Origin of the sequence: Pseudomonas sp. E45-MNA-CIBAN-0222 (assembly GCF_040310405.1) — a bacterium.
Lineage (GTDB): Bacteria > Pseudomonadota > Gammaproteobacteria > Pseudomonadales > Pseudomonadaceae > Stutzerimonas > Stutzerimonas stutzeri_AC.
Window position 1 is genome coordinate 1 of sequence record NZ_JBEOPU010000169.1, and the last position, 256, is coordinate 256.

1 pseudogene is annotated in these 256 nt (G+C 41.8%); it reads right to left on the minus strand.

From position 1 onward, the window contains the following. Positions 1-256, minus strand: a pseudogene (locus tag AAEZ08_RS23205) (hypothetical protein); the annotation flags it as partial.

A 256-nucleotide genomic window follows, 5' to 3' on the forward strand; every position in this document is an offset into this window, starting at 1 on the left:
CGGTGATAGCGGTTATTGTTGCTTAATAGTCCCTTCACTTCATGGCAAACACGTAAATTAGCTTGTTCTGCCCAAGCTCGGTCAGCCAAACTTAATTGACCCACAGCAAACAATGAGTGTGCTTCAGAAATATCACTTTGACTATCATGGTAAATTTCAATAATTGCACGTTGATCATATCGACCGCTGATTTCTAACCAAGATTGCCACATATTGTGGAGCAATTGCGGCGCCTCTTCACTTGGTTCCTGAATAT